Source organism: Burkholderia sp. Ac-20349 (assembly GCF_017104865.1).
In the GTDB taxonomy this organism is placed as follows: Bacteria; Pseudomonadota; Gammaproteobacteria; order Burkholderiales; family Burkholderiaceae; genus Burkholderia; species Burkholderia aenigmatica.
This window is the reverse complement of sequence record NZ_JAAGPM010000118.1, coordinates 1-25,212: the sequence shown is the minus strand read 5'-3', so window position 1 is coordinate 25,212 and position 25,212 is coordinate 1. Positions and strand designations below refer to the sequence as shown.

Genomic DNA, 25,212 nt, shown 5'->3' with positions numbered 1-25,212 from the left:
CACCGCTCCCGTCACGGTGCCGACCGCCGACGTGAGCGCACCGGCCGGGTTGCTGCCGCCCGTTGCGCCGCCGAGTGCGCCCGTCGACAAAAGCCCCGTGACCGGCGCGAGCGGACTCGTCGCGGCGCCGCCGCCGCCCAGCAGCGTCGTGCCGGCGGTAGCCACCGTGTTGCCGGTCGCAGTCACGACGTTGCCGACGCCGGTCGTCACCGGATTCCCGCCGGTTTTCGCGATCGTCGTGCCGGCGTTCGCGACGCCGTTGCCGACCGTCGTCACGAGGTTCGTGAGCGGCGCGCCGAGCGGCGTGCTCGACGCAACGGTCTGCGTGACCGAACCGACCGTCGACGTGATCGGCGTGATCGCCGAGCTGGCGGCGCCCGTGATCTGCGCGACCGGGCCCGTGGACAGCTGAGTGCCGAGCGTCGCGCCGCCGCCGGCGAGCGTGTTGCCCAGCGTCGTGATCGCGCCGCCGACCGGCGACGTGACGGGTGCGAGCGGTGCCAGCGCCGACCCGCTCGCGCCGAGGCTCGACACGACGCCGCCGGTCGCGGCTACCGCGTTGCCGAGGTTGGTGACCACGCCGCCGGTGCTCGCGACCGTCGTGCCGACCGGGTTCGACGATGCGCCGAGCTGGCCGAGCCCCGAGCCGAGGCCGGTGCCGAGCGTGGTGACGGCCGCGCCGGCATCCTGCACGACCGTGCCGAGACCTTGCGTGGTCGACGCATTGGTGCCGGGCAGCGACTGGCCCGCGATCGTCGTGCCGACGCCCGATACCGCGCCGCCCGCGGCCGTCACGATGTTGCTCGACGAGTCGATCGTCTGGCCGAGCGCGTTGGCGGATGCGCCGCTGCCCGCCGAGCCGGTGCCCGAACCGCTGCCGCTGCCCGTGCTGCCGACGGTCGAGCCGCTGCCGGAACCGCTGCCCGAGCCGTTGCTCGTGCCGCCGGTCGTGGCCGTCGTGTCGCCCGAACCCGATCCTGCGCCGCCGGTGCCCTGGCTCAGCGAGCCGGAGCCGCCGCACGCGGACAGCGACATCAGCGCTGCGACGCCAGCCGCGATCATGATCATTCGGAGTCCTGCCTGATGGGTGGTCGGCGTATCCATGTCGTCCTCGTATTCATTGGAGAGTGGGGTCAGGCGGCCTTCGCGTGCGTCGATGTGTCGTCGCTGCGATGGGGAAGCGGCTGGCGCATTGTTGGTTGTCTCCCTGATTGACCTGTCGCCGTGTCGCGTGTTCGCCCGTATCGGAATCCGGAACACCTGTCGGACGGGCGGTTTGCATTCTTTCGTCTTGCTTGCTGATCGCGCCGGAAAACACCGGATTCCTGGCGATCAGAGTAGATCCGCCGATGCGAGCCGTCTTTTAATGATCGTTAAATTGAAGTAAGCGTCCGATTCACTGCGGAAATCGGGGTAATCACCGTCGACGCGGCGCGAATCGTGTGAGTGGGTGCCGCTGGCGCGGTGTCGCGCGTTGGCGAAGGGGGGCGGAGGGAGGCGGAGGGAGGCGCCGCGCCGGCCTGGCCCGCCGTGGCGGCGGGCAGGCGCGGGCGTTGCGCGAGGGGCGATGAAACCGGAAACTCAGGCTTCCGGATACCACGCGTCGCTGAATTCGCTGACCTTGACGTCGGACAGTTCCGGCCGTGCGGCCAGCCAGCCGCGCACGAGCTCGCGATCGGCGTCGGTCGTCGTGCCGCGCGGCGCGCCGGAAATCACGTAAGCGCCGATGCCTTCGTCCGCCGACGCGACGGTCAGCAGCCCGTTCGCTTCGACGAAGTCGATGAACGCGTCGATCAGTTCGCCGCGCTCGAGGTCGGTCATTTCGTTGCGGTAATGCGCGGTGGCGTTGAACGCGAGTTCCTGGAATTCGCCGATGTGGAGTTTCTTGCGCTGGCGGCGGTTGTGGCCTTGGCTCATGGTGTGTGGTGAATGAATGAGAGGTGAGAAAGGGTAGCGCGCCGGCTGGCGCGGGCACCATGTCGACGTGCCGCACGGCCGAGGCTGACGGCGAAAGGGTGGAGCGTCGAGCGATCGCGATGTATCGCTCTCGCGGGACTCGTCTGGAAACTCTTCTTAAACAATTGCCCGATGTGCCTTTCGCCGTGTGGCCTGGTCAAGCGGCCCATTGCACGCATGACCGAATGATACAGGGATGGCGCGCGTGTTCGGCTTTGTTAAGGTCTGCGGCTATTCGAACAACAACGAGGGCCGTATGTCCGACAATCGCTATTCATACGGGCGGCATGTCGATCTCACGCCTGGGGATCTGTTTTTCTGGGTCGCCGTGAATCAGGTTTGCAAACGGTTTGGCTTTCACGACCTCGGCGCTGCGGCTGCCGTCCTGTTGGGACAGAACGATGTGCCAATTCCCGGCAAGCTGAGCGGCGCGGTGGCCGGCACATCCGTTGTGTCGGTTGTCGCTCGCAAAGCGCTGCCGTTCAACGTTGGAATTCGGTTGCCGACCATCACGAAAGCCGGAGCCGGTGGTGTGCGAATCGCGATGACTCGTAACCTCGGTGCGTTCGTCGGGCGTGCAGTGCCGGTTGTCGGCACTATCATGCTAGCCACCGATGCTGGAGTCGTCATGTGGAATACGATGCAGGTCTACAACAGCGTTGCAAAACCGGAAGACAGGGTGCTCTGAGATGACGGACACGGCATGGGGTCGACTCGAAGCATTCGCGCGAGAGGAATTGGGGCGCCCGCTCTTTGGCGGTCCGTTGAAGCTGTCACAGTCAAGTCGGATGGAAGAAGACCTCCGCATCACGGGAATCGATGCGATCGAATTTATCGACAAGTGGGGCGAGACCTTCGGGATCGACATCGAGCATTTCCCGTATCAGCGATACATCGGTCCGGAAACGCTGGATATGGTCCGAACGTTCCTTGGGCTGCTTTCGTCGAAATATCGTGACCCGGAACGCGTGCCGCTTACGCTTGGCATGCTGGAGGAAGCAATGCGTCTCGGCCGATGGGATACCGACGCGATCGAGCGCTTCGCACGGGATGCAACCCGCGAGGAATAGCCGTTCGCCAATGCATGCAGGCTGCGCGAAATCCGAGCCGCGTCGGGCAGGATTCGCGCAACCGCACTCGAACGGCCGTTACATCAGCACGATATCGTACTGCTCCTGGCTCAGGTTCGACTCGACCTGCAGCGACACCGGCTTGCCGATGAAGTCGATCAGCATCGCGAGATGCTGCGATTCCTCGTCGAGGAACAGGTCGATCACCTGTTGCGCGGCGATCACGCGGAATTCGCGCGGGTTGAACTGCCGCGACTCGCGCAGGATCTCGCGCAGGATGTCGTAGCACACGGTGCGCGACGTCTTCACCTGGCCCTTGCCCTGGCAGGTCGGGCACGGCTCGCACAGCACGTGCGCGAGCGATTCGCGCGTGCGCTTGCGCGTCATCTCGACGAGCCCGAGCTGCGAGAAGCCGTTGACCGTCACGCGCGTGCGGTCGCGCGACAGCGCCTTCTTCAACTCGGAGAGCACCGCGTCGCGATGCTCGGCGTTCTCCATGTCGATGAAGTCGATGATGATGATCCCGCCGAGGTTGCGCAGCCGCAGCTGCCGCGCGATCGTGTGCGCGGCCTCGAGGTTGGTCTTGAAGATCGTGTCGTCGAAGTTGCGCGCACCGACGTAGCCGCCGGTGTTCACGTCGATCGTCGTCATCGCCTCGGTCTGGTCGATCATCAGGTAGCCGCCCGACTTCAGGTCGACGCGGCGCGACAGCGCGCGCTGGATCTCCGTCTCGATGTTGTACAGGTCGAACAGCGGCCGCTCGCCGGTGTAGTGGTGCAGCTTCGGGCTCACGGCCGGCGTGAACTCGCCCGCGAATTCCGAGAGGCGCTGGTACGTCTCGCGCGAATCGACCTGGATGCGCGTCGTGTCGTCGTTCGCGAAATCGCGCAGCACGCGCTGCGCGAGATCGAGATCCTGGTACAGCAGGCTCGTCGCCGGCAGCCGCTGCGCCTGCGCGACGATCGTCGCCCACGTCTTGCGCAGGTACGTGACGTCGCCCGCGAGTTCGTCGGAGGTGGCATCCTCGGCGATCGTGCGCACGATGTAGCCGCCTTTCTCGTCCGCCGGGATCACGGCCGTCAGACGCGCGCGCACGGCCTCGCGCTCGGCCTCGCTCTCGATCTTCTGCGAGATGCCGATATGCGGCTCCTGCGGCAGATAGACGAGCGTGCGGCCGGCGATGCTGACCTGGGTCGACAGCCGCGCACCCTTCGTGCCGATCGGATCCTTGATCACCTGGACCATCAGCGTCTGGCCTTCGAACACGATCTTCTCGATCGGCTGGTGCGGCGCGCCCGACTGCGGCTCGCCCGCGAGGCGCGGATGCCAGATGTCGGCGACGTGCAGGAACGCCGCACGTTCGAGGCCGATGTCGATGAACGCCGACTGCATGCCGGGCAGCACGCGCACGACCTTGCCGAGATAGATGTTGCCGACCCGCCCGCGCGACAGCGTGCGTTCGACGTGAAGCTCCTGCACCGCGCCTTGCTGGACGAGTGCGACCCGCGTTTCCTGCGGCGTGAGGTTGATCAGGATTTCTTCGTTCATGGTGGGTTCAGAAGGCGACGCGCGCGGTGCGGAGCAGCGCGGCAGTCTCAAAAAGGGGCAGACCCATGATACCTGAATGGGAACCGTCGATTCGCTCGATGAATTCGGCCGCGCGTCCCTGGATCGCATACGCACCGGCCTTGCCGAACGGCTCGCCCGATTCGACGTAGCGTGCATACGCGTCGCGCGACGCGGTTGCGAAGCGCACCGACGAGCGCGACAGCGCGGGCGGCAGCAGTTCGCCGTCGGCATCGATCACCGCGACGGCGGTCAGCACCGCGTGTTCGCGGCCCGCGAGGCGCGTCAGCATCGCGAGCGCGTCGTCGGCGTCGGCCGGCTTGCCGAGGATCGCGCCGTCGATCGTGACGGTCGTATCGGCGACCAGCACCGGCGAGGCGGGCTTGCCGCTCGCGACGAGGCGCGCACGCGCAGCCTCGGCCTTCGCGATGGTCACGCGCCGCACGTAGGCATCGGCGGCTTCGCCGGGCAGCTCGGCCTCGAGCGCCTCGGCGTCCTCGTCGGGGCGCGGCAGCAGCAGCTCGAAGCGCACGCCGATCTGCTGCAGCAGCTCCTGGCGGCGCGGACTTTGCGAAGCGAGGTAAAGCGTCGGGAAAAGCGCGGGGGACGTGCTGGACGGCATGGTGTCGTTATCTCGGTGAGCGCGCGTGGCGCGCGTCTCGAGGACGACACGTCATGCGCGGTGGTAGGGGTGATTCTGCGTGATGCTCCACGCCCGGTAAAGCTGTTCGGCGAGCAGCACCCGCACCATCCCGTGCGGCAGCGTCATGCTCGAGATGCGCAGCAGCGTGTCGGCGCGGGCTTTCAGTTCCGGATCGAGCCCGTCGGCACCGCCGATCACGAAGGCGACGTCGCGGCCGTCCTGCTGCCAGCCGGGCAGTGCCTGCGCGAGCTGCATCGTGGTCCAGTCGCGGCCGCGCTCGTCGAGCGCAACGAGGCGCGCGCCTTTCGGCAGCGCGGCCTCGATCTTCTGCCGCTCGGCCGCCATCACGCTTTCGGCGCTGCGGCCGCCCGAACGCAGTTCGGGCTTGATCTCGCGCAACTCGATGCGCAGCTCGGGCGGCATCCGCTTCGTGTATTCGTCGAAGCCGGATGCGATCCAGCCCGGCATCTTGTGGCCGACCGCAAGGATGAAAAGCTTCATCGGGAGATGCGTAACGACTCGGGGCTCAACGGCGGCGAGCGGCCGTCTTGCGCGCCGGGCGTGCGGGCGCGGCTTCCTCTTCGTCCTCGTCGCTTTCGCTGGCCGTGGCGAAGCCGTTCCCCTTGCCGCCGCCGAGCTTCATCCGCACGGGCTTGTCGCCCCAGATTTCCTCGAGGTTGTAGTACTGGCGCAGGGCCGGTTGCAGGATGTGCACGACCGCGTCGCCGCAGTCGACGAGCACCCATTCGCCGGTGTCTTCGCCCTCGGAGCTGACGATGTCGCCGCCGGCTTCCTTGACCTTGTCACGCACGCTCGACGCGAGGGCCTTGGTCTGGCGGTTGGAGGTGCCCGAAGCGACGACCACGCGGTCGAACAGTTCGGTCAGGTGGCTGGTGTTGAACACCTTGATGTCTTGCGCCTTGACGTCTTCGAGGGCGTCGACGATCACGCGCTGCAGTTTGCGAATATCCATGGATTCAGGAATGGTAGAGGCGATGTTGAAGAATATAGGCCCATACGGCGGCCGGCACATGCTCGGCCGACGCGTCGGGCATTTGCGCATGGCGCGCGATGCATTCGCGCAGGTGGGCGCGGATGTCGGTCGCGGCAATGTCGAACGAAAGGGTCGTATCGATCAGCAGGTGGCCTGCCGGCGTGGCCTTCAGCACGTCGGCGCCGGCCTGCCGCGCGGCGATTTCCTGCGCGACGTCCGGCGGCGCCGCGCCGAGGTCGAAGCCCGGGCGCGTCGACACGCAGATGTGCGCGTAATCAAACAGTTTGCGCCAGTCGCGCCACGTATCGAGGCGCACGAGCTGATCGGCGCCGATCAGCATCGACAGCGACGCGTCAGGGCCGATCCGCTCGCGCCAGCGCGCGAGCGTCTCGACCGTGTAGGTCGGGCCGGTGTGCTCGATCTCGTCGGTGGCGACGGTCACGGTCACGCCCGGCACGGACAGCGAGCCGGCGGCCGCGCGCGTCATCGCGAGCCGATGCTCGGCGGCCGACACGTCACGCTTCTGGTACGGCTGCCCGGCGGGCAGCAGCACGAGTTCGGTCAGGCCGAGCAGCTCGGCGAACCGGCGGGCGAGCGCGAGATGGCCGTCGTGGATCGGGTCGAAAGTGCCGCCCAGCAGGCCGATACGACGCGGCAGCGGGGCGGGGCGGGCGGTGGTGTCCAGAAACGCGTCCTTTCTCTTGAAGCAGGGGTCAGACCCAGTCGCGTGGCACGATGAAGTCGCTGTACAGGCGCGCTTCCGGCGAACCCGGTTCGGGTTGCCAGTTGTAGCGCCAGTTCGCGACCGGCGGCATCGACATCAGGATCGACTCGGTCCGGCCGCCGCTTTGCAGGCCGAACAGCGTGCCGCGGTCGAACACGAGGTTGAATTCGACGTAGCGGCCGCGGCGGTACGCCTGGAAGTCACGCTCGCGCTCGCCGTACGGCAGCTCCGCGCGGCGCTCGACGATCGGCAGGTAGGCCTGCAGGAACGCGTCGCCGACGCTTTGCATCATGTCAAACGAGCGTTCGAAACCGGGCTCCGAGAAATCGTCGAAGAAGATCCCGCCGATGCCGCGCATCTCGTTGCGGTGCTTCAGGAAGAAATACTCGTCGCACCATTGCTTGAAGCGCGGGTAGAGCTCGACGCCGAACGGATCGAGCGCATCCTTGCAGGTCTGGTGGAAATGCCGGGCGTCGTCCTCGAAACCGTAAACCGGTGTCAGATCCATGCCGCCGCCGAACCAGAACACGGGCTCTTCGCCCGGCTTCGTCGCGATCAGCATCCGCACGTTCATGTGCACGGTCGGGCAGTACGGATTGCGCGGGTGCAGCACCAGCGACACGCCGAGCGCCTCGAAACCGCGGCCCGCGAGCTGCGGGCGCGCCGCGCTCGCCGACGGCGGCAGCGCATCGCCCGCGACGTCGGAAAAGCCGATCCCCGCGCGTTCGAACACGCGGCCGCCTTCGAGAATCCGCGTGCAGCCGCCGCCGCGCAGGCGTTCGTCCGGCCCGCGCTGCCATGTGTCGGTCGCGAGCGGCGTGCCGTCGAGCGCGCCGAGCGCGTCGGCGATGCGTGTCTGCAGGCCCTGGAGGTACGTGCGCACGCGCGCTACGTCGTAGGTCGAATCGGTCATGTCTGGACTGGGTGCCCCCGCCCGAAGCGGGGGCCGTAAAAAAAGCTTCTGCCGGGCATTCTATCGAACCCCGGCAGAGGGGCCGCGGCCGCGCGAGGGCGGGGCGGCGATTGCGACTTAGGTGCTCTTGCGGTTGAGCGCGCGGAAGCCGATGTCGCGGCGGTACTGCATGCCTTCGAAATTGATCTGGTTGATCGTCTCGTACGCATGCTGCTGCGCTTCACGCACCGAATCGGCGAGGCCGACCACGCACAGCACGCGGCCGCCGGCCGTCGTCAGCTTGTCGCCGTCGAGCGTCGTGCCCGCATGGAACGTAACCGCCTGCTCGGTTTCGGCCGGGATTCCGTTGATACGATCGCCCTTGCGCGGCGCGTCCGGATAACCGTGCGCGGCCAGCACGACGCCAAGCGCGGTGCGGCGGTCCCAGTCGAGTTCGACCGTGTCGAGCGTGCCCGCGATCGCCTGTTCGACGACCTTCGAGAAATCGCTCTTCAGGCGCGCCATGATCGGCTGCGTTTCCGGGTCGCCCATCCGGCAGTTGAATTCCAGCGTGCGCGGATTGCCTTCCTTGTCGATCATCAGGCCCGCATACAGGAAGCCGGTGAAGCGGATGCCGTCCTTCTCCATTCCGCGCACGGTCGGCATGATGATCTCGCGCATCACGCGTGCGTGCATCTGAGGCGTGACGATCGGCGCCGGCGAATACGCACCCATGCCGCCGGTGTTCGGGCCGCGGTCCTCGTCGAGCAGGCGCTTGTGGTCCTGGCTGGAGGCCAGCGCCAGCGCGTGCTTGCCGTCGACCATCACGATGAAGCTCGCTTCCTCGCCATCGAGGAATTCCTCGATCACGACGCGCGCGCCCGCATCGCCGAGCTTGTTGCCCGACAGCATCATGTCGACGGCTTCGTGTGCTTCTTCCAGCGTCATCGCGACGACGACGCCCTTGCCGGCCGCGAGGCCGTCGGCCTTCACGACGATCGGCGCACCCTTCGCGTCGATGTATGCGTGTGCGGCGGCCACGTCGGAGAACGTTTCGTACTCGGCGGTCGGGATGCCGTGGCGCTTCATGAACGCCTTCGCGAAGTCCTTCGAGCTCTCGAGCTGCGCGGCTTCGCGGGTCGGGCCGAAGACCTTCAGGCCGCGTGCGCGGAACAGGTTGACGATGCCGGCCGCGAGCGGCGCTTCCGGCCCGACGAGCGTGAACGCGACGCCTTCGCGTTCCGCGAAATCGGCGAGTTCGTCGAGCGCCGTGATGTCGACGTTCTTCAGGCGCTCGTCCTGCGCCGTGCCGCCATTGCCGGGGGCGACGTAGACCATCTGGACGCGCGGCGACTGCGCGAGCTTCCACGCCAGCGCATGTTCGCGGCCGCCGGAACCGACGACGAGTAGTTTCATGGGATTCCCCGCAGACTAGAAAACAGGGCGGCCGGCACGCTCAGGCGCGCCGGCCGCGGATTCGGTCGGGCCGCCGCCGCGACAGGAGCACGGCGGCCGGCACATCATTCCTCGACGATGACGGCGTTCGTATACACGTCCTGCACGTCGTCGAGGTTCTCGAGCGCGTCCAGGAGCTTCTGCATCTTCGCCGCGTCGTCGCCGGCGAACTCGACTTCGTTCTGCGGCTTCATCGTCACTTCGGCGAGTTCGGCCTTGAAGCCGCCGGCTTCGAGCGCGTCCTTCACCGCCGAGAATGCCTGCCAGTCGCACAGCACCTCGATCGAACCGTCGTCGTTCGTGTTCACGTCGTTCGCGCCGGCTTCGAGCGCGGCTTCCATCAGCGCGTCTTCCGACGTGCCCGGTGCGAACAGGAACTGGCCGACGTGATCGAACATGAACGCGACCGAGCCGTCGGTGCCCATGTTGCCGCCGAACTTCGAGAACGCATGGCGGACTTCCGCGACCGTGCGGGTGCGGTTGTCGGTCAGCGTGTCGACGATGATCGCCGCACCGCTGATGCCGTAGCCTTCGTAACGGATTTCCTCGTAGTTCGCGCCGTCCGCGCCGCCGACGCCGCGATCGATCGCGCGCTTGACGTTGTCCTTCGGCATGTTCGCGTCGGCCGCCTTGTCGACCGCGAGACGCAGGCGCGGGTTCGAGTTGACGTCGCCGCCGCCGAGGCGCGCCGCGACCTGGATTTCCTTGATCAGGCGGGTCCAGATCTTGCCGCGCTTCGCGTCGGCCGCTGCCTTCTTATGCTTGATGTTGGCCCATTTCGAATGACCAGCCATACCTTTCTCCGTGCCCGGGCGCGCAGCGCGGGCGATTGTTTCAATGTGTCGTTGAATCGGCGGCCGTTTCGGCGGGCATGAAGCCGCGGGGCCGCGCGTGTCGAGTGGATCGAGATTTTATCACGCGGCGACCGCCGGATCGGGGCCGCCGCGCATGGCCGAACGGCCGGGCAGGCCGCCGCGAGCCGTGCCGCGCGCCGCGCGGCCGTGCCGGTGCTCAGTTCTTGGTGCCGAACAGGCGGTCGCCCGCGTCGCCGAGGCCCGGCACGATGTACGCGTGCTCGTTCAGGTGCGAATCGAGCGACGCGACGAACAGCTTCACGTCCGGGTGCGCGTCCTGGAACACCTGCACGCCTTCGGGCGCGGCGACCAGCGCGACGAACATGATGTTCGCCGCCGGCACGTTGCGGCGCTTCAGCACGTCGACCGCGTGCACGGCCGAGTAGCCGGTCGCGACCATCGGGTCGCACAGGATGAAGATGCGGTCTTCCAGATCCGGCAGGCGCACCAGGTACTCGACCGGGCGGTGATCCTCGGCGCGGTACACGCCGATGTGGCCGACGCGTGCGGACGGAACCAGGTCGAGCAGGCCGTCCGACATCCCGATGCCCGCGCGCAGCACCGGCACGATCGCCAGCTTCTTGCCCGCGATCACCGGTGCGTCGACCTCGACGAGCGGGGTTTCGACCCGCTTGGTCGTGATCGGCAGGTTGCGGGTGATCTCGTAACCCATCAGCAGCGTGATTTCGCGCAGCAGCTCGCGGAACGTGCGCGTGGACGTGTCCTTGTCGCGCATGTGCGTGAGCTTGTGCTGGATCAGCGGGTGATCGGTGATGAAGAGATTCGGGAAACGGCTGTCCTGTTTCATGACGGGGGCGCCTTGGCGGCAAAAGAGGATCGGGGGCGGCGGCGGGCGCAAGCCGGCCGCGCGCTTATGTCCGCAATTTTACCAAGGCGCGCCGCATGATCCGGATAATATCGACGTCTCACGACAATCCGCGCGCCCGCGCCCGCCCGATTGCCCGCCTGACCCGCCCGCGGTTCATGCGCCGGCACGCCGGGGCCGCGCCGGCGCGTGTCGCCACCAAGGAATCGACGATGGATCTTGGCATCGCAGGAAAGACCGCGCTCGTGTGCGCGGCCAGCAAGGGGCTCGGTCGCGGCTGCGCGGAAGCGCTGGCCGCCGAGGGCGTGAACCTCGTGATCGTCGCGCGCACGCGCGACACGCTGGAGGAAACCGCGGAGGAGATCCGCGCCGGCGCGAGCGTGTCGGTGACTTCGGTCGCCTGCGACATCACGACGCCGGACGGGCGCGCGGCTGCGCTCGCCGCCTGCCCGCAGCCGGACATTCTCGTGACGAATGCCGGCGGGCCACCGCCCGGCGACTTCCGCGACTTCTCGCACGACGACTGGATCCGCGCGCTCGAATCGAACATGCTGACGCCGATCGAGCTGATCCGCGCGACTCTCGACGGGATGATCGCGCGCGGCTTCGGCCGGATCGTCAACATCACGAGCTCGGCCGTGAAGGCGCCGATCGACGTGCTCGCGCTGTCGAACGGCGCGCGCTCGGGGCTGACCGGCTTCGTCGCGGGGCTGTCGCGCAAGGTCGCGGGGCAGGGCGTGACGATCAACAACCTGCTGCCGGGCCTGTTCGACACCGACCGGATCGCGACCACGCTCGCCGCGTCGGCGAAGGCGCAGGGCGTGACGGTCGACGAGCTGCGCGCGCGGCGCACGAAGGACATTCCGGCCGGCCGTCTCGGCACGCGTGCGGAATTCGGCGCTGCGTGCGCTTTCCTGTGCAGCGTGCATGCCGGCTACATCACCGGGCAGAACTGGCTGCTCGACGGCGGCGCGTATCCAGGCACGTTCTGACGCGCGCACCGCCTTTCACGACGACAACCTCAAACGAAGGATCTGGAGATGAGCAAACCCCGCATCGCATTGATTGCGCACGACGCGAAGAAAGACGAGATCGTCGCGCTCGCGGGCGAATTCCGCACGACGCTCGCGCAATGCCGGCTGGTGGCGACCGGCACGACGGGCGGCCGCATCGCGGACGCGCACGGGCTCGAAGTCGAGCGCAAGCTGTCGGGGCCGCTCGGCGGCGATCTGCAGATCGGTGCGGAACTGGCCGACGGCCGCATCGACATCGTCGTGTTCCTGCGCGACCCGATGACCGCGCAGCCGCACGACCCCGACATCACCGCGCTCGTGCGGGCGTGCGACGTGCACGACGTGCCGGTCGCGACCAACGTCGCCACTGCGCGGATGCTGCTCGACGATCTGGCGCGCAACATGCAGGACGTCTGCTAGGCGCGGTTCGCGCCCGATTGCCCCTGCTGGCGGCAGGGCCATGCACGGTTGGCGGCGTCGGGCGAGAATCGTGCGTCGCGACGCGCGCCTGCCGCCCGGTTCCCGCCTGAATCGGCCGGCTCGCGTATCGGCGACCCGGATTTTTCCCTGACCGAATCAGAAACGAGGAGCGAAACGATGCCGAAAGCAATCCGATACGACCAGCCGGGCGGCCCGGACGTGATGAAGTGGGTCGATGTCGAGGTCGGCGAACCGAAGGCGGGTGAAGTCCGCATCCGGCAGCATGCGGTCGGCCTCAACTACATCGACGTCTATTTCCGCACCGGCCTTTACCCGCAAGCGCTGCCCGGCGGTCTCGGGATGGAGGCGGCGGGCGAGGTGACGGCCGTCGGCGAAGGCGTGACCACGCTCAAGGCGGGCGACCGCGTCGCGTACGTCGGGCAGCCGCCGGGCGCGTACGCGCAGGAGCGCGTGATGCCGGCCGAGCGGCTCGTGAAGCTGCCGGACGGCATCAGCTACGACGACGCGGCGTCGGTGATGCTGCAGGGCCTGACCGCGCACTACCTGCTGCGCCGCACGTATCCGGTGAAGGCCGGCGACACGATCCTGATCCACGCGGCAGCCGGCGGCGTCGGCCTGCTCGTATGCCAGTGGGCGAAGGCGCTCGGCGCGACCGTGATCGGGACGGTCGGCTCCGACGAGAAAGCCGCGCTCGCGAAGGCGCACGGTTGCGACTATCCGATCGTCTACACGCGCGAGAACTTCACGCAGCGCGTGAAGGAGATCACGAACGGCGCGGGCGTGCCGGTCGTCTACGACTCGATCGGCAAGGACACCTACATCGGCTCGCTCGACAGCCTCGCGCCGCTCGGGCTGTTCGTCAGCTTCGGCAATGCGTCGGGCCCGCTGCCGCCGATCGACTCGAAGGAATTCTCGTCGCGCGGCTCGCTGTTCTTTACGCGCCCGACGCTGTTCTCGTACATCGCGAAGCGCGCCGATCTCGAATCCGCTGCCGCCGAGCTGTTCGACGTGCTGCTGTCGGGCAAGGTGAAGACGAGCATCAACCAGCGCTATCCGCTCGCGGAAGTCGCCCGCGCGCATGAAGATCTCGAAGCGCGCAAGACCACCGGCTCGACGATCCTCGTTCCCTGACCCGTCCCTCCGTGCCGGCGCCATGCCGGCACGCGCTTGTCCGGGCGGCGCCAGCGTGCCGTCCGGCCCGCCTTCCGGCTTCTGCCGTCCCCCGCTGAATTCCACGTTTACGCGTTTTTTATACCCGCCCCGATACCTTTGACCCGTCCTTTACGTGCGTTCCCATAAGGTTCTAGTCGTCTGATTTCGACGATGGAGAACAGAAAAATGGATGGGGTTTTCATCGGCGCACTGGTGCTCTTCACCGCGCTGATCCTCGGTTTGATTGCCGGTTGCAACAAGCTCGTGCAATACGGTCGCGGGGGGCGAGCATGACCTGGATGCTTTGGCTGGCGGGTGCCTCGACGGCCCTGCTGTTCGCGTATCTCGTCTTTGCGCTGCTGCGTGCGGAGGACATTGAATGAACGCGAACAATCTCTTTCAAACGGTGCTCTTCATCGTCGTGCTGCTGGCGGCGGCCGTTCCGGTCGCACGCTATCTGTCCGCGGTGATGGACGGCAGCTCGCGTGTCGTGCGCGTGTTCGGGCCACTCGAGCGCGCGCTGTACCGCATCGCCGGCGTCGACGCCGGCAGCGAGATGAACTGGAAGCAGTACGCGGTTGCGACGATCGCGTTCAACGCGCTCGGCGCGCTGTTCCTCTACGGCCTGCTGCGCCTGCAGGGCTTCCTGCCCGGCAACCCGCAGCAGTTCGGCGCGATGACGGTCGACGGCGCGTTCAACACGGCCGTCAGCTTCGTCACCAACACGAACTGGCAGGACTACACGCCCGAGCAGACCGTCAGCTACCTGACGCAGATGCTCGGCCTGACCGTGCAGAACTTCCTGTCGGCGGCGACCGGCATCGTCGTCGTGATCGCGTTGATCCGCGGCTTCGCACGTCATACCGCGCAGACGATCGGCAACTTCTGGGTCGACCTCACGCGCGTGACGATGTACGTGCTCGTGCCGATGTCGGTGGTCATCGCCGCACTGCTGATGAGCCAGGGCGTGATCCAGAACATGAAGGCGTACGAGGACGTGCCGGTGCTGCAGACGAGCACCTATGCGGCGCCGAAGCTCGACGCGCAGGGCAATCCGGTGAAGGACGACAAGGGCAACCCGGTGACGGTGCCGACCCAGCTCACGAAGCAGACGCTTGCAATGGGCCCGGTCGCGTCGCAGGAAGCGATCAAGATGCTCGGCACCAACGGTGGCGGCTTCTTCAACGCGAACTCCGCGCACCCGTACGAGAACCCGACGCCGTTCGCGAACTTCATCCAGATCTTCTCGATCCTGATCATCCCGGCCGCGCTGTGTCTCGTGTTCGGCCGCGTGATCGGCGACCGCCGGCAGGGCATCGCGGTGCTCGCGGCGATGACGGTCGCGTTCGTGATCGCGATTGGTGTCGAGGTGAGCGCCGAGCAGGGCGGCAACCCGACGCTCGCCGCGCTGCACGTCGACCAGTCGACGAGCGCGCTGCAGCCGGGCGGCAACATGGAAGGCAAGGAAACGCGCTTCGGCATCGCGCAGACCGGCATCTTCACGGTCGCGACGACGGCCGCATCGTGCGGCGCGGTCGACACGATGCACGATTCGCTGACGCCGCTCGGCGGCCTCGTGCCGATGCTGCTGATGCAACTGGGCGAAGTGATCTACGGCGGGGTCGGCTCCGGTCTCTACGGGATGCTCGTGTTCGCGCTGCTCGCGGTGTTCGTCGCCGGCCTGATGATCGGCCGCACGCCGGAATACGTCGGCAAGAAGATCGAGTCGTACGAGATGAAGATGGTGTCGATCGTCGTGCTGCTCACGCCGCTGCTGGTGCTGGTCGGCACGTCGATCGCCGTGCTCGCCGATGCGGGCAAGGCCGGCATCGCGAACCCGGGGCCGCATGGCTTCTCGGAAATCCTGTACGCGTTCAGCTCGGCCGCCAACAACAACGGCAGCGCGTTCGCGGGCCTGACGGTCGGCACGCCGTTCTACAACTGGATGACCGCGATCGCGATGTGGTTCGGCCGCTTCGGCACGATCGTGCCGGTGCTGGCGATCGCCGGCTCGCTCGCCGCGAAGAAGCGCATCGCGGTGACGAGCGGCACGCTGCCGACGCACGGTCCGCTGTTCGTCGTGCTGCTGCTCGGCACCGTGCTGCTGGTGGGCGCGCTGACCTACGTGCCGGCGCTTGCGCTCGGCCCGGGCGTCGAGCACCTGATGATGTGGCTGGGCGCGTAATGCGCGCCCGTATGGCGACACATTGAAAAGACTGAAGAGATTGAAGAGATCGCAATGACTCAACATTCCGCAACACGGTCCATGTTCGATCCGGCGCTGCTGCGCCCGGCGATCGTGGACTCGTTCAAGAAACTCACGCCGCGCACGCAGTTCCGCAATCCGGTGATGTTCTGCGTGTACGTCGGCAGCATCCTGACCACGATCCTGTGGATCGCGGCGCTCGCCGGCCAGGCCGAGGCGCCCGCGGGCTTCATCCTCGCGATCGCGCTGTGGCTGTGGTTCACCGTGCTGTTCGCGAACTTCGCCGAAGCGCTCGCCGAAGGGCGCTCGAAGGCGCAGGCCGCGTCGCTGCGCAGCGCGAAGAAAGACGTGATGGCGAAGAAGCTCAACGAGCCGCATCCGAAGTCGCCGATCCGCATCACGACCGCGACGGAGCTGCGCAAGGGCGACGTCGTGCTCGTCGAAGCGGGCGACGTGATCCCGGCCGACGGCGAGGTGGTCGATGGCGTCGCATCGGTCGACGAATCGGCGATCACCGGCGAATCCGCGCCGGTGATCCGCGAATCGGGCGGCGACTTCTCGTCGGTGACGGGCGGCACGCGCGTGCTGTCCGACTGGATCGTCGTCAAGGTCACCGCGAACCCCGGCGAGGCGTTCCTCGACCGGATGATCGCGATGGTCGAAGGCGCAAAGCGCAAGAAGACGCCGAACGAGATCGCGCTGACGATCCTGCTCGTCGCGCTGACGATCGTGATGCTGCTGGCCACCGCAACGCTGCTGCCGTTCTCGATGTTCTCGGTCGAGGCGATGAAGGCCGGCCACGTGGTGACGATCACCGCGCTCGTCGCGCTGCTCGTGTGCCTGATTCCGACGACGATCGGCGGGTTGCTGTCCGCGATCGGCGTGGCCGGGATGAGCCGGATGATGCAGGCGAACGTGATCGCGACGTCGGGCCGTGCGGTGGAAGCCGCTGGCGACGTCGACGTGCTGCTGCTCGACAAGACCGGCACGATCACGCTGGGCAACCGCCAGGCATCGACGTTCGTGCCGGCGCCGGGCGTGACCGAGGAAGCGCTGGCCGATGCCGCGCAACTGTCGTCGCTCGCCGACGAAACGCCGGAAGGCCGCAGCATCGTCGTGCTCGCGAAGGAGCGCTTCAACATTCGCCAGCGCGACATGGGGCAACTGCATGCGACGTTCATCGGCTTTTCCGCGCAGACGCGGATGAGCGGCGTCGACCTGCCGGGCCGCGAGATCCGCAAGGGCGCGGCCGACGCGATCCGCAACTACGTCGAGACGCACGGCAGCCGCTTCCCGGAAGAAGTGCGCCGCGCGGTCGATGAAGTCGCGCGCCGTGGCAGCACGCCGCTCGTCGTGGCCGACCTGCATGAAGGCGCGGCGCGCGTGCTCGGCGTGATCGAGCTGAAGGACATCGTGAAGGGCGGCATCAAGGAGCGCTTCGCGGAACTGCGCAAGATGGGCATCAAGACCGTGATGGTGACGGGCGACAACCGGCTGACGGCCGCGGCGATCGCGGCGGAAGCGGGGGTCGACGATTTCCTCGCGGAAGCGACGCCGGAAACCAAGCTCGCGACGATCCGCGAGCACCAGGCCGCAGGGCGCCTCGTCGCGATGACCGGCGACGGCACCAACGACGCACCGGCGCTCGCGCAGGCCGACGTCGCCGTGGCGATGAACACCGGCACGCAGGCGGCGAAGGAAGCCGGCAACATGGTCGACCTCGACTCGAACCCGACGAAGCTGATCGAGATCGTCGAGATCGGCAAGCAGATGCTGATGACGCGCGGTTCGCTGACGACGTTCTCGATCGCGAACGACATCGCGAAGTATTTCGCGATCATCCCGGCCGCGTTCGTGACGACGTACCCGCAGCTGCGCGTGCTCGACATCATGCACCTGACGTCGCCGGCATCCGCGATCCTGTCGGCGGTGATCTTCAACGCGCTGATCATCGTCGCGCTGATCCCGCTCGCGCTGAAGGGCGTCACGTACCGGCCGCTCGGCGCCGCGTCGCTCCTGCGCCGCAACCTGCTGGTGTACGGCCTCGGCGGCGTGCTGCTGCCGTTCCCGTTCATCAAGCTGATCGACATGACGCTCGCTGCACTCGGCTGGGCTTGAGCCGGCCGTACTTGAAGGAAACATCATGAAAACGTTGATTCGTCCGCTCGTCGTGATCTTTGCCGTGCTGGCCGCGGTGACGGGGCTCGCATACCCGGCCGTGATGACCGTGTTCGGCCAGGCCGTGTTCCCGTCGCAGGCGAACGGCAGCCTGATCGAGAAGGACGGCAAGGCGGTCGGCTCCGCGCTGATCGGCCAGCAGTTCGATGCGCCGAAGTACTTCTGGGGCCGGCTGTCGGCCACGTCGCCGATGCCGTACAACGCGACCGGCTCCGGCGGCTCGAACCTCGGCCCGCTGAACCCGTCGCTCGCCGACCAGGTGAAGGGGCGCATCGCCGCGCTGCGCGACGCGGGCACCGACATGTCGAAGCCCGTGCCGGTCGACCTCGTGACGGCGTCGGCCAGCGGCCTCGATCCGGAGATCACGCCGGCCGCCGCCGCGTACCAGGTCGAGCGGGTCGCGAAGGCGCGCAACCTGACGCCCGACGCGGTCGCGCAGCTCGTCGCCGCGAACACGAAGGGCCGCCAGTTCGGCGTGCTCGGCGAACCGCGCGTGAACGTGCTGAAGCTGAACCTCGCGCTCGACGCGGCGCAGGCCGCGCACTGAGCGAACGTAAGGCAACCGGCGTCCGGCGCGGCCCGATCCGCGCCGGACGCGACTTTTCCCGACGGCGCATGCGCCGTCTTTGCCTTTTGCGGCGATTTGGAACAACAATGCTCGTACTCGCGCGCATCCGGGCGCTCCGCCTATCTGACGCATGAATCGTCCCGACCCAGACCAACTCCTCGACAAGCTGCAGCGTGACGAAGAAAAGCAGCGGCGCGGCCAGCTCAAGATTTTCTTCGGCGCATCGGCCGGTGTCGGCAAGACCTACGCGATGCTGCAGGCCGCGCGCCAGCGCCTGCAGGAAGGCGTCGACGTCGTCGTCGGCATCGTCGAGACCCACGGGCGCAGCGAAACCGCCGCGCTGCTCGACGGCCTCGACGTGCTGCCGCTCGCGCGCATCGACTATCGCGGCCGCACGCTGGCCGAATTCGATCTCGACGGCGCGCTCGCGCGCCAGCCGCAACTGATCCTCGTCGACGAACTCGCGCATTCGAACGTGCAGGGCGCACGGCACCTGAAGCGCTGGCAGGACGTGTACGAGCTGCTCGACGCGGGCATCGACGTGTATACGACCGTCAACGTCCAGCATCTCGAAAGCCTGAACGACGTGGTCGGCGCGATCACCGGCATTCGCGTGTGGGAGACCGTGCCTGACCGCGTGTTCGACGCGGCCGATGAAGTCACGCTCGTCGACCTGCCGGCCGAGGAACTGCTCGAGCGGATGCGCGACGGCAAGGTTTATCTCGCGCAGCAGGCCGAGCGCGCGGTGCGCAACTTCTTCCGCAAGGGCAACCTGATCGCGCTGCGCGAACTGGCGCTGCGGCGCACGGCCGATCGCGTCGACGCGCAGATGCGCGAATACCGTGCCGACCGCTCGATCCAGCGCATCTGGCAGGCGCGCGAGCGGCTGCTCGTGTGCGTCGGGCCCGGCCCCGAGGCGCCGACGCTGGTGCGCGCGGCCGCGCGGCTCGCCGCGAGCCTGAAGGCCGACTGGATCGCCGTCTATGTGGAGACGCCGCGCCTGCAGCGGCTGCCCGACGCGCAGCGGCAGCGCACGCTCGATGCGCTGAAGCTCGCGGCCGAGCTCGGCGCAGAGACGGCCACGCTCGCCGGCGGCGACGCGGTTGCCGCGCTGATCGGTTATGCGAAGGTACGCAACGTGTCGAAGATCGTCGCGGGCGGCTCGCCGAAGGTCGGGCTCGTGCGCCGCCTCGCGCGGCCGTTCGGCGAACAGCTCGCCGAACGCGCGGGCGACGTCGACCTGATGCTGATCCGTGCGTCCGCGAGCGACGAAGCGCGTGCCGCGCCGCTCGACGCGCGTGCGCGCGACTGGCGCGATGCGTTCGCGCAGTTCGGCACGCATCGCTCGCCGCCGCGGCATTACGCGTACGCGGCCGCGATCTGCGCGGCGATCACGGTCGTCGCGAGCCTCGTGTCCGAGCGGCTCGACCTCACGAACCTCGTGATGCTGTACCTGCTTGGCGTCGTGTTCTCGGCCGTCCGGCTCGGGCGCGGCCCGGGCGTGCTGCAGTCGTTCCTGTCGGTGGCCGCGTTCGATTACTTCTTCGTGCCGCCGCGCATGTCGTTCTCGGTCAGCGACACGCAATACCTGCTGACCTTCTTCGGGATGCTGCTGACGTCGCTCGTGATCAGCCACCTGACGTCGACGCTGACGCGTCAGGCGAGCGTCGCGCAGCGCCGCGAGCGGCGCACCGGCGCCATCTACGCGATGGCGCGCGAGCTGGGCGCGGCGCTGACGACCGAGCAGATCGTCGAGATCGGCAGCCGCCATGTGGGCGAGGTGTTCCGCGCGCGCGTCGCGTTCCTGCTGCCCGACAGCGCGGACAAGGTGTGGCAGAAGATCGAGGAGCCCGATGCAGCCGTCACGCTGACGGGCGCCGATCTGGACAGCGACGTCGGCCAGTGGGTCTATGACCAGCAGAAGCCGGCTGGCCGCGGCACCGACACGTTACCGGCGACGGTTGCACTGTACCTGCCGCTGAAGGCGCCGATGCGCACGCGCGGCGTGCTCGCGGTCGCGTCGCGCGAGCCGCGCGAACTCGAGGTGCCGGAACAGCAGCGGATGCTCGACGCATTCGCCGCGCAGATCGCGCTCGCGCTCGAACGCGTGCACTACGTCGAGATCGCGCGCGACGCGCTGGTGAGCATGGAATCCGAGCGGCTGCGCAACTCGCTGCTGTCGGCGATCTCGCACGACCTGCGCACGCCGCTCACGACGATCGTCGGCTTCTCGTCGATGCTCGCGAACGGGCGGGCGGCCGCGCAGGGCGGCGACGTGGCGGCGGCCGAACGTTTCGCGCAGCGCGAGGGCGAACTCGTCGACGCGATCCACGACGAGGCGCTGCGGATGACGGGCATCGTCACGAACCTGCTCGACATGGCGCGGCTGCAGGCCGGCAGCCTGCAGTTGAAGCGCCAGTGGTCGCTGCTCGAGGAAACCGTCGGCGCCGCGCTCGCCGCATGCAGGCGTGTGCTTGCGCGCCATCCCGCGCGCGTCGTGCTGCCGGCCGATTTGCCGTTGTTGCAGATGGACGCAGTGCTGATGGAGCGCCTGTTCACCAACCTGTTCGAGAACGCGGCGAAGTACACGCCGGCCGATACGCCGATCGAGATTGGCGCGGAGCGCATGACCGACGACGGGCTGCCATTCGTGCGCGTGCTCGTCGACGATTATGGTCCCGGCCTGCCGGCCGGGATGGAAACGCGGATCTTCGACAAGTTCACGCGCGGCGAGAAGGAATCGGCGACGCCCGGCATCGGGCTCGGCCTCGCGATCTGCCGCGCGATCGTCGAGGCGCACGGCGGTAAAATCGGCGCACTCAACCGCACGGCGCCCGACGGCCACGTGACGGGCGCGCGCTTCTGGTTCACGCTGCCGGTCGAAACACCGCCGGCCGCGCCCGCCGTACCCGACGACGAACCCGATGTGCCGGGCGCGTCGTCCCCATCCGAATCATTGCCAGACCATGAGTGAACCGAGCCTGACCGTCGTCCTGATCGAGGACGAAAAGCAGATCCGCCGTTTCGTGCGCGCCGCGCTCGAGGAGGAGGACATCGCGGTGTTCGAGGCCGAGACGGGCAAGCAGGGGCTGATCGACGCGGCGACGCGCAAGCCCGATCTCGTGATCGTCGACCTCGGCCTGCCCGATACCGACGGCCTCGACGTGATCCGCGAACTGCGCGGCTGGTCCGAGGTGCCGGTGATCGTGCTGTCCGCGCGCACGCAGGAAGAGGAGAAGGTCGCGGCGCTCGACGCGGGCGCCGACGATTACCTGACCAAGCCGTTCGGCGTGTCCGAACTGCGTGCGCGGATCCGCGCGCAACTGCGCCGGCGCAACCAGGGCGGCGCGAACGAGTCGCCGAAGGTGAACTTCGGCACCGTGACCGTCGATCTCGCGCTGCGCCAGGTGTGGCGCGACAACGAGATCGTGCACCTGACGCCGCTCGAGTACCGGCTGCTCGCCACGCTCGTGCGGCACGCGGGGCGCGTGCTCACGCACCGGCAGCTGCTGCGCGACGTGTGGGGGCCGTCGCACGTCGAAAGCCACCACTACCTGCGCATCTACATGGCGCACCTGCGCCAGAAGCTCGAGCGCGACCCGGCGCAGCCCGAGTACATCGTCACCGAGACGGGCGTCGGCTACCGGCTCGTCGGGGCCGCATGACGGGTCTCGCCGGGCCGCAGCGGCGCCCGTGCGCGTGACGTCGCGCGCCGGCACGGTTGCGCCGGCGCGACAGTCTCGCGGCCGACGCGCGCGTTGCACACCCGGCGCTCATTCCCCGTTATCCTGACCGTTCCGCGAACGAAAACGAGGAGCGTGCAATGTCCGTCCGTCTGGTCGTCATCTGTGCGCTGGCGCTTGCTGCGTCTGGCGCGTTCGCCCAACCGCTGCCGCCCGGGCAGCAACCGTCGTCGTCCCAGCAGGCGATGGCCAATCCCGCGTCGGTCAATTGCGCCAAGCTCGGCGGCCGCCACACGATCCGCAACCTGTCGAGCGGGCAGGTCGGCATGTGCGTGTTCAAGGATGGCCGCGTGTGCGAAGAGTGGGCGCTGTACCGCGACGACCGCTGCGTCGGCGGCGTGACGCCGAAGCGCGTATCGAACTGACCGGGCCCGGCCGATCGGGCCCCCGATCGGCCGCCGGCGCCGCGCCGCGTCCGTAAGCATCTTGTTATACTCGGCGCCGCCCGGGGACGACCCCGGGTCATTCGATTCAACGGGGACGGCCCCATCCGATACGGAGTGCGTCGAGATGGCGTGGGGATTGTTGTTCATTGCCGGATTGCTGGAAGTGGCCTGGGCGGCCGGCATGAAATCGTCGGACGGCTTCACGAAGCTCGGTCCGTCGGCGTTTACGATCGTGACGGCGCTGGCCAGCTTCGGGCTGCTCGCGGTCGCGATGCGCCAGTTGCCGCTCGGCACCGCGTATGCGGTGTGGACGGGCATCGGCGCGGTCGGTGCGTTCGTGTTCGGCATCGTGATGATGGGCGAGGCGCTGACCGTCGCGCGCGTCGCGAGCGCGGCGCTGATCGTCGCGGGGCTGATCGGCCTCAAGCTGTCGTCGGCCGCCTGACGACGGCATCCGGGTGCGCACACGCCCCGCGTGCCGCACCGCGGAATTGCGCCGGTCACCCGGATAGCCTGTCTATAATGGAACGCATTCGGGCCTGAATTCCGTCGTGCTTCTCGCGGCACGCGGAGCCGGCCGCCACGCGCCGCGCGGCCAGTCTGTCCGACCCGATCCGATCAATCGGCAAAGCGCACGGAAAGTGCAAGGAGAGGGCCATGATCGAAGCCATTTCGCTCGGCGCGGGGCTCGCGTGGGCGAGCGGCCTGCGCCTGTACCTGACGGTGCTGATCGCCGGCGTGCTGGCGCGGTTCGGCTGGCTTCACTTGCCCGACACGCTGGCCGTCCTGATGTCGCCGTGGGTCATCGGCGCCGCGGCCGTGCTCACCGTCACCGAATTCCTTGCCGACAAGATCCCCGCGTTCGACTCGCTGTGGGATGCCGTGCATACCTTCATCCGCATCCCGGCCGGCGCCGTGCTCGCAGCCGGCGCGCTCGGCCATGCCGATCCGACCGTGCTCGCGGTCGCGGGGCTCGCCGGCGGCTCGCTGGCTGGCGCCGCGCACGTGGCGAAGGCCGGCACGCGCGCGATGATCAACCTGTCTCCCGAACCGATTTCGAACTGGATCGCATCGTCGACCGAGGACGGCCTCGTGGTCGGCGGCCTCGCGCTCGCGTTCTTCGTGCCGCTCGCGTTCCTCGTGCTGCTGGCCGCCTTCATCGCGGCGTCGGCATGGGCGCTCCCGCGCTTGTGGCGCGGCGTCTCGGGCGGCTTTCGCGGCATGGCGAACCACATGGTGTCGCGGCTCAACTCGATCGGGGGAAAACACGATTGAAGGGGCGGCAACATGCGGCGCAGCCGCCCGCCGGGCAACCCGGCCATGACGTGTCCGCGCATGCCGGCCGCTTCGGCCTGCGCGACCTGATTCGCCAGGCCGCGCGCATGACCGCGCGCGACTGGCGCGCGGGCGAGTTGACGCTGCTCGTCCTCGCCTTGGTGCTCGCGGTCGCGGCGCTGACGAGCGTCGGCTTCCTTGCCGATCGGCTGCGCCAGGGGCTCGAGCGCGACGCGCGCCAGATGCTCGGCGCCGATTTCGTCGTGCGGGCCGATCGCCCCGTCGATCCGTCGTTCGACCGGCAGGCCCGCGCGCTCGGCCTGCGTACCGCGACGACTGCCATCTTCCCGAGCATGATCGCGTCCGCCACGGGTGGACAGGCGACCGACGCGGCGCCATCGCGCCTCGCGGCCGTGAAGGCGGTGTCGCCCGGCTATCCGCTGCGCGGCGCGGTCGAGATCCTGCCGGCCGGTGCCGCCACCGCGCAGAAGGCCGCCGAGATTCCCGCGCCCGGCACCGTGTGGGCCGATCCGGCGCTGCTCGACGCGCTGCACCTGAAGGCCGGCGATACGGTGCGCGTCGGGCTGCGCACGTTCAAGGTCGCCGCATCGATCTCCCGCGAACTCGATCGCGGGTTTTCGTTCGTCAATTTTTCGCCGCGGCTGATGATGCGCGCGGACGAGCTCGCCGCGACGGGGCTCACGGGTTACGGCAGCCGCGTCACGTATCGGCTGCTGGTCGCCGGCGACCCGCAGGCTGTCGCGCGCTTCGAAGCGTATGCGCACGCGCGCGTCGACGGCGGGAAGCTGCGCGGCGCCGGTCTCGAGTCGTTGCAGGAAGGCCAGCCGCAGGTGCGGCAGACGCTGGATCGCGCACGCCACTTCCTGACGCTCGTCGCGCTGCTCACCGCGCTGCTCGCGGCGGTCGCGATCGCGATGGCCGCGCAGCGCTACATGCGGCGCCACCTCGACGGCTGCGCGACGATGCGCTGCCTCGGTGTGAGCCGCCGCACGCTCGGTGCGCTGTTCGCGCTCGAATTCGCCGGTATCGGGATCGTGTCCGGCGCCGCCGGCGCGGTGCTCGGCTACGGCGGCCACTGGGCGTTGCTGGCCGCGCTCGGCAGCCTGATCGATGTCGCGTTGCCGTCGCCCACGCTGTGGCCGGCGCTGATCGGCATGGGCGCCGCGCTCGTGCTGCTGCTCGGCTTCGCGCTGCCGCCGCTCGTGCCGCTCACGCGCGTGCCGCCGGTGCGCGTGCTGCGACGCGAGTG

The 25,212-nt window shown here is 68.2% G+C and carries 27 protein-coding genes; 16 read left to right on the top strand and 11 right to left on the bottom strand.

The window, feature by feature from the left end; genetic code table 11:
• Both G3N61_RS29280 and G3N61_RS29275 read right to left on the bottom strand, forming a co-directional pair.
• A partial coding sequence (locus G3N61_RS29280) for a collagen-like triple helix repeat-containing protein (RefSeq protein ID WP_205824182.1) occupies positions 1–1,104 on the bottom strand: 1,104 nt, incomplete at its 3' end.
• Positions 1,105–1,581: 477 nt separating this feature from the next.
• On the bottom strand, positions 1,582–1,917 hold the full coding sequence (locus G3N61_RS29275) for a 50S ribosome-binding protein YggL (RefSeq protein ID WP_043188955.1): 336 nt from the start codon (positions 1,915–1,917) through the stop codon (positions 1,582–1,584).
• 295 nt (positions 1,918–2,212) lie between these two features.
• On the opposite strand from G3N61_RS29275, the gene G3N61_RS29270 reads away from it, so the two are divergent.
• Both G3N61_RS29270 and G3N61_RS29265 read left to right on the top strand, forming a co-directional pair.
• Entirely contained in the window at positions 2,213–2,644 is a 432-nt protein-coding gene (locus G3N61_RS29270) for an STM2901 family protein (RefSeq protein WP_205824183.1), read from the top strand.
• 1 nt (position 2,645) lies between these two features.
• Positions 2,646–3,026 (top strand): DUF1493 family protein, encoded by a 381-nt coding sequence (locus tag G3N61_RS29265; protein ID WP_089450974.1) that lies wholly within the window; start codon positions 2,646–2,648, stop codon positions 3,024–3,026.
• A 78-nt stretch (positions 3,027–3,104) separates the two neighbouring features.
• Here G3N61_RS29265 and rng read toward each other — a convergent pair whose 3' ends face one another.
• The 9 genes from rng to upp all read right to left on the bottom strand — a co-directional run bounded on the left by rng (position 3,105) and on the right by upp (position 10,962).
• Positions 3,105–4,574 (bottom strand): ribonuclease G, encoded by a 1,470-nt coding sequence (rng, locus tag G3N61_RS29260; RefSeq protein WP_043188949.1) that lies wholly within the window; start codon positions 4,572–4,574, stop codon positions 3,105–3,107.
• A gap of 7 nt (positions 4,575–4,581) precedes the next feature.
• A complete protein-coding gene (locus tag G3N61_RS29255) occupies positions 4,582–5,214 on the bottom strand; it encodes a Maf family protein (protein ID WP_043188946.1) in 633 nt (210 codons plus the stop codon).
• A 51-nt stretch (positions 5,215–5,265) separates the two neighbouring features.
• Positions 5,266–5,736 carry a 23S rRNA (pseudouridine(1915)-N(3))-methyltransferase RlmH gene (gene rlmH, locus G3N61_RS29250; RefSeq protein ID WP_011352746.1) on the bottom strand — a complete coding sequence of 157 codons (471 nt, stop codon included), beginning with the start codon at positions 5,734–5,736 and terminating at the stop codon, positions 5,266–5,268.
• A gap of 25 nt (positions 5,737–5,761) precedes the next feature.
• On the bottom strand, positions 5,762–6,208 hold the full coding sequence (gene rsfS / locus G3N61_RS29245) for a ribosome silencing factor (RefSeq protein WP_043188944.1): 447 nt from the start codon (positions 6,206–6,208) through the stop codon (positions 5,762–5,764).
• A 4-nt stretch (positions 6,209–6,212) separates the two neighbouring features.
• On the bottom strand, positions 6,213–6,914 hold the full coding sequence (locus tag G3N61_RS29240; protein WP_080741790.1) for a nicotinate-nucleotide adenylyltransferase: 702 nt from the start codon (positions 6,912–6,914) through the stop codon (positions 6,213–6,215).
• Positions 6,915–6,942: 28 nt separating this feature from the next.
• A complete protein-coding gene (gene hemF / locus G3N61_RS29235; RefSeq protein ID WP_205824181.1) occupies positions 6,943–7,866 on the bottom strand; it encodes an oxygen-dependent coproporphyrinogen oxidase in 924 nt (307 codons plus the stop codon).
• A gap of 117 nt (positions 7,867–7,983) precedes the next feature.
• Positions 7,984–9,261 carry a phosphoribosylamine--glycine ligase gene (purD, locus tag G3N61_RS29230; RefSeq protein ID WP_089450970.1) on the bottom strand — a complete coding sequence of 426 codons (1,278 nt, stop codon included), beginning with the start codon at positions 9,259–9,261 and terminating at the stop codon, positions 7,984–7,986.
• 104 nt (positions 9,262–9,365) lie between these two features.
• Positions 9,366–10,094 (bottom strand): YebC/PmpR family DNA-binding transcriptional regulator, encoded by a 729-nt coding sequence (locus G3N61_RS29225; protein ID WP_174971708.1) that lies wholly within the window; start codon positions 10,092–10,094, stop codon positions 9,366–9,368.
• 217 nt (positions 10,095–10,311) lie between these two features.
• Entirely contained in the window at positions 10,312–10,962 is a 651-nt protein-coding gene (gene upp / locus G3N61_RS29220; RefSeq protein ID WP_043188934.1) for a uracil phosphoribosyltransferase, read from the bottom strand.
• A gap of 230 nt (positions 10,963–11,192) precedes the next feature.
• Between upp and G3N61_RS29215 the strand changes: the two genes are divergently transcribed.
• The 14 genes from G3N61_RS29215 to G3N61_RS29155 form a co-directional block, all read left to right on the top strand.
• The gene (locus G3N61_RS29215) at positions 11,193–11,972 is read left to right on the top strand and encodes an SDR family oxidoreductase (RefSeq protein ID WP_089450969.1); all 780 of its coding nucleotides are present in this window, start codon (positions 11,193–11,195) and stop codon (positions 11,970–11,972) included.
• 48 nt (positions 11,973–12,020) lie between these two features.
• Complete coding sequence (locus G3N61_RS29210; protein WP_043188929.1) at positions 12,021–12,413, top strand: methylglyoxal synthase; 393 nt, start codon at positions 12,021–12,023, stop codon at positions 12,411–12,413.
• A gap of 177 nt (positions 12,414–12,590) precedes the next feature.
• A complete protein-coding gene (locus G3N61_RS29205) occupies positions 12,591–13,565 on the top strand; it encodes a quinone oxidoreductase (protein WP_089450968.1) in 975 nt (324 codons plus the stop codon).
• A 192-nt stretch (positions 13,566–13,757) separates the two neighbouring features.
• Entirely contained in the window at positions 13,758–13,880 is a 123-nt protein-coding gene (locus G3N61_RS40155) for a hypothetical protein (protein ID WP_277405124.1), read from the top strand.
• A complete protein-coding gene (gene kdpF, locus G3N61_RS29200; protein WP_006752209.1) occupies positions 13,877–13,969 on the top strand; it encodes a K(+)-transporting ATPase subunit F in 93 nt (30 codons plus the stop codon). Before G3N61_RS40155 ends, kdpF begins: the two co-directional genes overlap by 4 nt.
• Entirely contained in the window at positions 13,966–15,771 is a 1,806-nt protein-coding gene (kdpA, locus tag G3N61_RS29195; protein ID WP_089450967.1) for a potassium-transporting ATPase subunit KdpA, read from the top strand. The genes kdpF and kdpA overlap by 4 nt, the downstream gene beginning before the upstream one ends.
• Positions 15,772–15,825: 54 nt before the next feature.
• Entirely contained in the window at positions 15,826–17,910 is a 2,085-nt protein-coding gene (kdpB, locus tag G3N61_RS29190) for a potassium-transporting ATPase subunit KdpB (RefSeq protein ID WP_089450966.1), read from the top strand.
• A 25-nt stretch (positions 17,911–17,935) separates the two neighbouring features.
• Positions 17,936–18,517 (top strand): potassium-transporting ATPase subunit KdpC, encoded by a 582-nt coding sequence (gene kdpC, locus G3N61_RS29185; protein ID WP_089450965.1) that lies wholly within the window; start codon positions 17,936–17,938, stop codon positions 18,515–18,517.
• A 151-nt stretch (positions 18,518–18,668) separates the two neighbouring features.
• A complete protein-coding gene (locus tag G3N61_RS29180; protein WP_205824180.1) occupies positions 18,669–21,512 on the top strand; it encodes a sensor histidine kinase KdpD in 2,844 nt (947 codons plus the stop codon).
• Positions 21,505–22,203, top strand: a complete 699-nt coding sequence (gene kdpE / locus G3N61_RS29175; protein WP_043188911.1) for a two-component system response regulator KdpE — start codon at positions 21,505–21,507, stop codon at positions 22,201–22,203. The genes G3N61_RS29180 and kdpE overlap by 8 nt, the downstream gene beginning before the upstream one ends.
• A 158-nt stretch (positions 22,204–22,361) precedes the next feature.
• Positions 22,362–22,646 (top strand): DUF333 domain-containing protein, encoded by a 285-nt coding sequence (locus tag G3N61_RS29170; protein ID WP_043188908.1) that lies wholly within the window; start codon positions 22,362–22,364, stop codon positions 22,644–22,646.
• A 145-nt stretch (positions 22,647–22,791) separates the two neighbouring features.
• Positions 22,792–23,112 carry a quaternary ammonium compound efflux SMR transporter SugE gene (sugE, locus tag G3N61_RS29165; protein ID WP_043188905.1) on the top strand — a complete coding sequence of 107 codons (321 nt, stop codon included), beginning with the start codon at positions 22,792–22,794 and terminating at the stop codon, positions 23,110–23,112.
• Between the two features lie 212 nt (positions 23,113–23,324).
• The gene (locus G3N61_RS29160) at positions 23,325–23,942 is read left to right on the top strand and encodes a DUF4126 domain-containing protein (protein ID WP_043188903.1); all 618 of its coding nucleotides are present in this window, start codon (positions 23,325–23,327) and stop codon (positions 23,940–23,942) included.
• Positions 23,939–25,212, top strand: a 1,274-nt coding sequence (locus G3N61_RS29155) for an FtsX-like permease family protein (protein ID WP_205824179.1), incomplete at its 3' end; no start/stop codon positions are given. The genes G3N61_RS29160 and G3N61_RS29155, both read left to right, overlap by 4 nt.

Bases quoted from the DNA above. Each gene is read 5' to 3' on its own strand.
- kdpF (WP_006752209.1), top strand. From the start codon at position 13,877: ATGACCTGGATGCTTTGGCTGGCGGGTGCCTCGACGGCCCTGCTGTTC.
- rsfS (WP_043188944.1), bottom strand. From the start codon at position 6,208: ATGGATATTCGCAAACTGCAGCGCGTGATCGTCGACGCCCTCGAAGAC.
- kdpE (WP_043188911.1), top strand. From the start codon at position 21,505: ATGAGTGAACCGAGCCTGACCGTCGTCCTGATCGAGGACGAAAAGCAG.
- G3N61_RS29180 (WP_205824180.1), top strand. From the start codon at position 18,669: ATGAATCGTCCCGACCCAGACCAACTCCTCGACAAGCTGCAGCGTGAC.
- rng (WP_043188949.1), bottom strand. From the start codon at position 4,574: ATGAACGAAGAAATCCTGATCAACCTCACGCCGCAGGAAACGCGGGTC.
- G3N61_RS29275 (WP_043188955.1), bottom strand. From the start codon at position 1,917: ATGAGCCAAGGCCACAACCGCCGCCAGCGCAAGAAACTCCACATCGGC.
- kdpC (WP_089450965.1), top strand. From the start codon at position 17,936: ATGAAAACGTTGATTCGTCCGCTCGTCGTGATCTTTGCCGTGCTGGCC.
- kdpA (WP_089450967.1), top strand. From the start codon at position 13,966: ATGAACGCGAACAATCTCTTTCAAACGGTGCTCTTCATCGTCGTGCTG.
- G3N61_RS29160 (WP_043188903.1), top strand. From the start codon at position 23,325: ATGATCGAAGCCATTTCGCTCGGCGCGGGGCTCGCGTGGGCGAGCGGC.
- G3N61_RS29265 (WP_089450974.1), top strand. From the start codon at position 2,646: ATGACGGACACGGCATGGGGTCGACTCGAAGCATTCGCGCGAGAGGAA.
- G3N61_RS29215 (WP_089450969.1), top strand. From the start codon at position 11,193: ATGGATCTTGGCATCGCAGGAAAGACCGCGCTCGTGTGCGCGGCCAGC.
- purD (WP_089450970.1), bottom strand. From the start codon at position 9,261: ATGAAACTACTCGTCGTCGGTTCCGGCGGCCGCGAACATGCGCTGGCG.
- sugE (WP_043188905.1), top strand. From the start codon at position 22,792: ATGGCGTGGGGATTGTTGTTCATTGCCGGATTGCTGGAAGTGGCCTGG.
- rlmH (WP_011352746.1), bottom strand. From the start codon at position 5,736: ATGAAGCTTTTCATCCTTGCGGTCGGCCACAAGATGCCGGGCTGGATC.
- G3N61_RS29225 (WP_174971708.1), bottom strand. From the start codon at position 10,094: ATGGCTGGTCATTCGAAATGGGCCAACATCAAGCATAAGAAGGCAGCG.
- upp (WP_043188934.1), bottom strand. From the start codon at position 10,962: ATGAAACAGGACAGCCGTTTCCCGAATCTCTTCATCACCGATCACCCG.
- G3N61_RS29205 (WP_089450968.1), top strand. From the start codon at position 12,591: ATGCCGAAAGCAATCCGATACGACCAGCCGGGCGGCCCGGACGTGATG.
- hemF (WP_205824181.1), bottom strand. From the start codon at position 7,866: ATGACCGATTCGACCTACGACGTAGCGCGCGTGCGCACGTACCTCCAG.
- G3N61_RS40155 (WP_277405124.1), top strand. From the start codon at position 13,758: ATGGAGAACAGAAAAATGGATGGGGTTTTCATCGGCGCACTGGTGCTC.
- G3N61_RS29210 (WP_043188929.1), top strand. From the start codon at position 12,021: ATGAGCAAACCCCGCATCGCATTGATTGCGCACGACGCGAAGAAAGAC.
- G3N61_RS29270 (WP_205824183.1), top strand. From the start codon at position 2,213: ATGTCCGACAATCGCTATTCATACGGGCGGCATGTCGATCTCACGCCT.
- kdpB (WP_089450966.1), top strand. From the start codon at position 15,826: ATGACTCAACATTCCGCAACACGGTCCATGTTCGATCCGGCGCTGCTG.
- G3N61_RS29170 (WP_043188908.1), top strand. From the start codon at position 22,362: ATGTCCGTCCGTCTGGTCGTCATCTGTGCGCTGGCGCTTGCTGCGTCT.
- G3N61_RS29255 (WP_043188946.1), bottom strand. From the start codon at position 5,214: ATGCCGTCCAGCACGTCCCCCGCGCTTTTCCCGACGCTTTACCTCGCT.